Annotated in this window: 4 protein-coding genes and 1 pseudogene; all 5 read left to right on the forward strand. The window is 68.4% G+C overall.

The genetic code is table 11. The features are described 5' to 3' along the window. Positions 1-597: pseudogene (locus M6444_RS07885) on the forward strand (hypothetical protein); the annotation flags it as partial. Between the two features lie 9 nt (positions 598-606). Next, positions 607-1665 carry a sugar ABC transporter permease gene (locus M6444_RS07890; RefSeq protein ID WP_298325241.1) on the forward strand — a complete coding sequence of 353 codons (1059 nt, stop codon included), beginning with the start codon at positions 607-609 and terminating at the stop codon, positions 1663-1665. Next, positions 1665-2531 (forward strand): carbohydrate ABC transporter permease, encoded by an 867-nt coding sequence (locus M6444_RS07895; RefSeq protein WP_298325244.1) that lies wholly within the window; start codon positions 1665-1667, stop codon positions 2529-2531. The genes M6444_RS07890 and M6444_RS07895 overlap by 1 nt, the downstream gene beginning before the upstream one ends. A 2-nt stretch (positions 2532-2533) precedes the next feature. After that, positions 2534-3865, forward strand: coding sequence for a Gfo/Idh/MocA family oxidoreductase (locus M6444_RS07900; RefSeq protein WP_298325247.1), 1332 nt, complete (start codon positions 2534-2536; stop codon positions 3863-3865). 37 nt (positions 3866-3902) lie between these two features. Next, a partial coding sequence (locus M6444_RS07905) for a sulfatase-like hydrolase/transferase (protein ID WP_298325249.1) occupies positions 3903-5153 on the forward strand: 1251 nt, incomplete at its 3' end.

Consider the following 5153-nt stretch of genomic DNA (forward strand, 5'->3'; position numbering starts at 1 on the left):
TCGTGGTCGCCGCACCTGCTCGACGAGCTCGCCGGGCTCTTCCCGGACACGCCGCTGACCTGCGAGCAGTGCAAGGAAGATCAGCAGTGGCTGGTGGATCGCACGACGATCCTGCCGCTGTTCAGCGGGCCCTCCGGTGACCAGCCCACGCAGTTCGGGCTGACCGTCAACCTCGGCATCACCAGCTCCGCGGACACCGAGTCGGCGAAGGAACTGGTGACGTACCTGCTCAGCGACGGCTACACGGACTTCCTGTCGATCTCGCCCGAGGGCCGCTTCCCGATGCGCAACGGCCCCGAGCCCGGTGACACCACCTACGTCGACGGCTGGAAAGAGCTGCCGGTGGGCTCGGGCGACAACACGCTCAGCGTGGGCGAGCTGTACGGGGACGAGGCCGTCGAGACCATCGCCAGCGGCGCGACGCAGTTCGAGCGCTGGGGCTTCAGCCAGGGGCAGGGCGCGCTCGTCACCGCGATGTACGGCGACCTCGAGCTGACGAACATCCTGCGTGAGGCGCTGGACGGGTCGATCACGCCCGCCGAGGCCGCCACCCGGATGGCCGAGAGCGCTGAGCAGCTGGCCACGGAGATCGGCTGACCTGCGCTGATGGGGCGGCAAGAAGCGCAGGCCCGGGACGCAGCCGGAACCGGCGACTCGGGCGCAGCGGACGCGGCGCACGGCGCGCCGCCGGGGCAGCGGCCGGGCGAACCGCGCAAGCGCAGGCGCTGGTCGGCGACCACGTTGCGAGCGCGCGAGGCGGTGGCCGGGCTGACGCTGGTCAGCCCGACCCTGTTGATCGTGCTGCTGGTGGTCGTGCTGCCGTTCATCTGGACGGTGGTGATGTCGTTCCAGCGGCTGCGGCTCATCGATCTGCAGAACGTCTTCGACATCACGCTGACGCTGCAGAACTTCCGCACCGTGCTGGGCAGTCCCGACCTGTGGGAGATGACGCGCACCACGCTCATCTACAGCATCGGCGGGACGTTGCTGTCGGTCGGCGCCGGGCTGTTGACGGCGCTGGCGCTTCGCCAGCGGTTCCCCGGCCGGATGATCGTGCGTGCGTTCGTCCTGGTGCCCTACGTCATCCCGGTGGTCTCCGCCGCGCTGGTGTGGCGGACTCTGCTGAACCCGCAGTTCGGCCCGGTGAACGTGTTCGGCACCGACGTGCTGGGGTGGGACGAGCCGATCGGGTTCCTGTCCGAGCGTTACCACCGAGTGGAGCTGCTCGGCGTCGGCATGGACGTGCCGATCGCGCTGCTGACGGTGATCGTGTTCGAGGCGTGGAAGACGTTCCCGCTGGCGTTCCTGTTCATCCTGGCCCGTTTGCAGGGCCTGCCGCGCGACTTGGAGGAGGCGGCCCGGGTTGACGGCGCGACCCCGCTGCAGCGGTTCCGCTACGTCGTCCTGCCGCAGCTGTCCGGCGTCATCGCACTGCTCGTGCTCCTGCGCTTCATCTGGACGTTCCAGAACTTCAATGACGTGTACCTGCTCACTGGCGGGTCCGCGGGAACCGAGGTCGTCGCGGTGCAGGTGTACAACTACCTGATCTCGCGCAACGACGTCGGCGGTGCGGCCGCGCTCGGCCTGCTGATGTCGATCGTGCTGGTGACCGCGTTCGCCTTCTACTACCGCTACGGGGTGCTCAAGCAGGAGGCGGAGGTCTGATGGCGTCGCGGGAAGTGGTCGAGACCCGGGTCATCGGCGTCGCCAGGATCCTGTGGCTGGCGTTCGTCCTGGTCGTGTGTGTCGTGCCGTTGCTGTACATGCTGCTGCTGTCGGTGCGGCCGCTGCAGACGGTGTTGTCCGATCCCCTCGACGTCATTCCGTCGCTGGACGAGCTGAACCTCGCGGCCTACGAGAAGGTGATCGCCTCGCCGGACGATGGCGGCTACGGCCTGTTGTCGTTCTTCGGCAATTCGCTGCAGCTGGCGATCGGCACGGTCGTGCTGACGGTGGCCTTCTCGGTGCTCGGCGCCTACGCCGCCACCCGGCTGCGGTTCCCCGGGAAGAACGTCATCAACACGTCGTTCTTCGCCGTGTACATGTTCCCCGGCATCGTCATGGCGATTCCGCTGTTCGTGTTGTTCTCCAGGATGGGTCTGCGCGGCGAACTGTTCGCGCTGGTCATCATCTATCTCGCCTCGACGGTGCCGGTGTCGGTCTACATGCTGCGCAACTACTTCCGGTCCATCCCACGGGGACTGGAGGACGCGGCCATGGTCGACGGCTGCAACCGCACCCAGGTGATCACCCGGATCGTGCTGCCGCTGGCGATGCCGTCGATCGCCGCGACGTCGCTCTACGTGTTCATGATCGCCTGGAACGAGTACCTGTTCGCGCTGCTGTTCCTGCTGGAGCGCAGGGACAACTGGACGGTGTCGCTCGGGTTGGCGCAACTCGACGACATCAGCGTGTCGGCGACGGTGCTGATGGCGGGGTCGGTCCTGCTGACGCTTCCGGTGGTCGTGCTGTTCTTCGCTGCCGAGCGACTGTTGGTCGAGGGCCTCACCGCGGGGGCCGAGAAAGGGTGACGATGACCGACGACAACGACGGACCGGTTCGGCTGCTGGTACTCGGCGCAGGAGGCCGCGGCGGGCACGCCTATGCCGGGTGGTGCCTCGACAATCCCGACGCCGCGCGGGTCACCGGCATCGCCGAACCGGACGCCCAGCGACGTGCCGAGATCGGCGATGCGCACGCGGTCGAACCGCAGTACCGGTTCACCGACTGGCAGGCCGCGCTCGCCCAACCGGGACCGTGGGACGCCGTCATCGTGGCCACGCCGGATCGCACCCACGTCGACCCGACGGCCAGGGCGCTCGAACTCGGCTACGACGTCATGCTGGAGAAGCCGATGGCGTCGACGCCGGCCGAGCTCGACCGGCTCGTCGCGGTGGCCAAAGACCGTCCCGGCGCGGTCACCGTCTCGCACGTGATGCGGTACGCGCCGTTCTACCGGGCGTTGCACCGGCTGCTCGGTGAAGGGCACATCGGCGAGCTGCAGGGAATCCAGCATCTGGAGCGGATCGGCTACTGGCATTTCGCCCACAGCTACGTTCGCGGCAACTGGCACCGCTCCGATCAGTCCAGCCCCATGCTGCTGGCCAAGGCGTGCCACGACCTCGACATGCTGCGCTGGCTGGTGGACTCACCGTACGTCGCGGTGTCGTCGTTCGGCTCGCTGCGGCACTTCCGCCGCGAGAACGCGCCGGCGGGATCGACCGAGCGCTGCATCGACGGGTGCGCCGTGGCCGATACCTGCCCCTACAACGCCGAACGCTTCTACGTCGAGCAACTGGCCGAGGTGCAGGGGCCGCCGGTGGCCATCATCACCAACGACCTGAGCCCGGAGGGGCGTCGGCGCGCGCTGCGCGAGACCGACTACGGACGCTGCGTCTACCGGATGGACAACGACGTCGTCGACCATCAGACGACGTCGTTGCGGTTCGCCAACGGCGTCACCGCCTCCCTCGTCGTGTCGGCGTTCACCCGCGAGAACTCCAGGACCATCACGGTGATGGGCAGCCACGGCGAGATCAACGGCGACGCGCATGCCGGCCGCCTCGAGGTGGTCAAGTTCCGCGACACCCGCCCGAACGTGACGGGTGTGCCCGGCGTGGAGCGCAAGCCGTTCGACGTCGTCGAGACCGGTGCCGGTTTCGTGGAGGAGATCGGCGAAGTGATCGGCGGCCACGGCGGCGGCGACGCCGGCCTCATGGCCGACTTCACCGCACGTACACGCGAGCGCCGGGCCGGGCGGACCGTCGAGGCCGCTCCGACGGCGTTCGAGGAGAGCCTGGAGAGTCACTGGGCGGCCTTCGCCGCGGAGCGATCGCGGCAGAACGGCACCGTTGAGTTCTTGTAGAGAGGGCGTGTGAACCATCGATCGGCCGAATCTGCTGCTGATCACCACCGATCAACAACGACGCGACACCCTGGGCCCGACCGCTCCGTCGTTTCTGCGCACACCACACCTGGATCAACTGGCCAATGAAGGCGTGCGGTTCGACGCGGCCTACGCGACAACGCCGATCTGTGTGCCGTCACGCATCACCGTGCTCACCGGCCAGTCGGCGGTGCGCCACGGCATGACGCACAACGGCGCCAGCCAGGACGTCCTGCCGCCCGGCGCCCAGACGTTGCCGGCTCGGCTCGGTGAGCTGGGGTACGCGACGATCGGCATCGGCAAGATGCATTTCACTCCGCCGCGTGCACACCATGGGTTCGAGGAGCTCATCCTTCCCGACGACTACTACCGCCAGGCTCGCCGCATGTCGGTGCTCCCGATGCGCCACGGCTTGGGGCAGAACGAGCTGCACCCGGGCATGGCGACCGTGCCGGAAGCGCAGACGCTGACGTCGTGGCTGTCCGAGCAGGCCGTCGACCACATCCATCACCGGCGTGACCCGACTCGGCCGATGTTCATGTGGCTGTCCTACACCAAGCCGCACCCGCCGCTGGACCCGCCGGAACCGTACTACTCGATGTACCAGGACGCGCCGATCCCGGATCCGGTGGTCGGAGACTGGGCCGGCGACGTGGATGCACCGGCGGCCTTCGTCCGGCAACGCCGCCGGGGATCGTTCGACCTGCTCGACGACGCCACGATCCGCGCCGCGCGGGCGGCCTACTACGGCCTGGTCACCCAGATCGACTACAACCTCGGCCGGGTGCTCGCCGCCTTGCAGGACATCGGTGAACTGGACCGGACCATGATCGTGTTCACCTCCGATCACGGCGAGTTCCTCGGTGACCACGGCAGCGGGAACAAGGTGTTCTTCCACGAGGCCTCGGCCGGGGTACCGATGATCGTGCGTCCACCGGTCAGCGACACCCGCGTGGCGCCGGGCACGGTCGTCACGACCCCGGTCTCGCTGGCCGACGTCCTGCCGACGTTCGTCGCCGCGGCTGGCAGCAGCGTCGACAGTGCCGCCGACGACATCGACGGCGAGGACCTCGTCCAGCTGGCGACCGAGCCCGGCCGTGATCGCCTGATCACCGCGGTGGCCAGTGGCGACGCCGGTCCGCCGGGGCAGCCGTACTACCTCGCCGTCACCGACGGACGGCACAAGTACATCTGGTATCCCGAAGGGCCGGCCGAGCAGTTGTTCGACCTCGAGGCCGACCCGCACGAGCGACACGACTTCGCCAGC

It is taken from the genome of Haloactinopolyspora sp. (genome assembly GCF_027324685.1).
Lineage (GTDB): Bacteria > Actinomycetota > Actinomycetes > Jiangellales > Jiangellaceae > Haloactinopolyspora.

Bases quoted from the DNA above. Each gene is read 5' to 3' on its own strand.
- M6444_RS07890 (WP_298325241.1), top strand. From the start codon at position 607: ATGGGGCGGCAAGAAGCGCAGGCCCGGGACGCAGCCGGAACCGGCGAC.
- M6444_RS07895 (WP_298325244.1), top strand. From the start codon at position 1,665: ATGGCGTCGCGGGAAGTGGTCGAGACCCGGGTCATCGGCGTCGCCAGG.
- M6444_RS07900 (WP_298325247.1), top strand. From the start codon at position 2,534: ATGACCGACGACAACGACGGACCGGTTCGGCTGCTGGTACTCGGCGCA.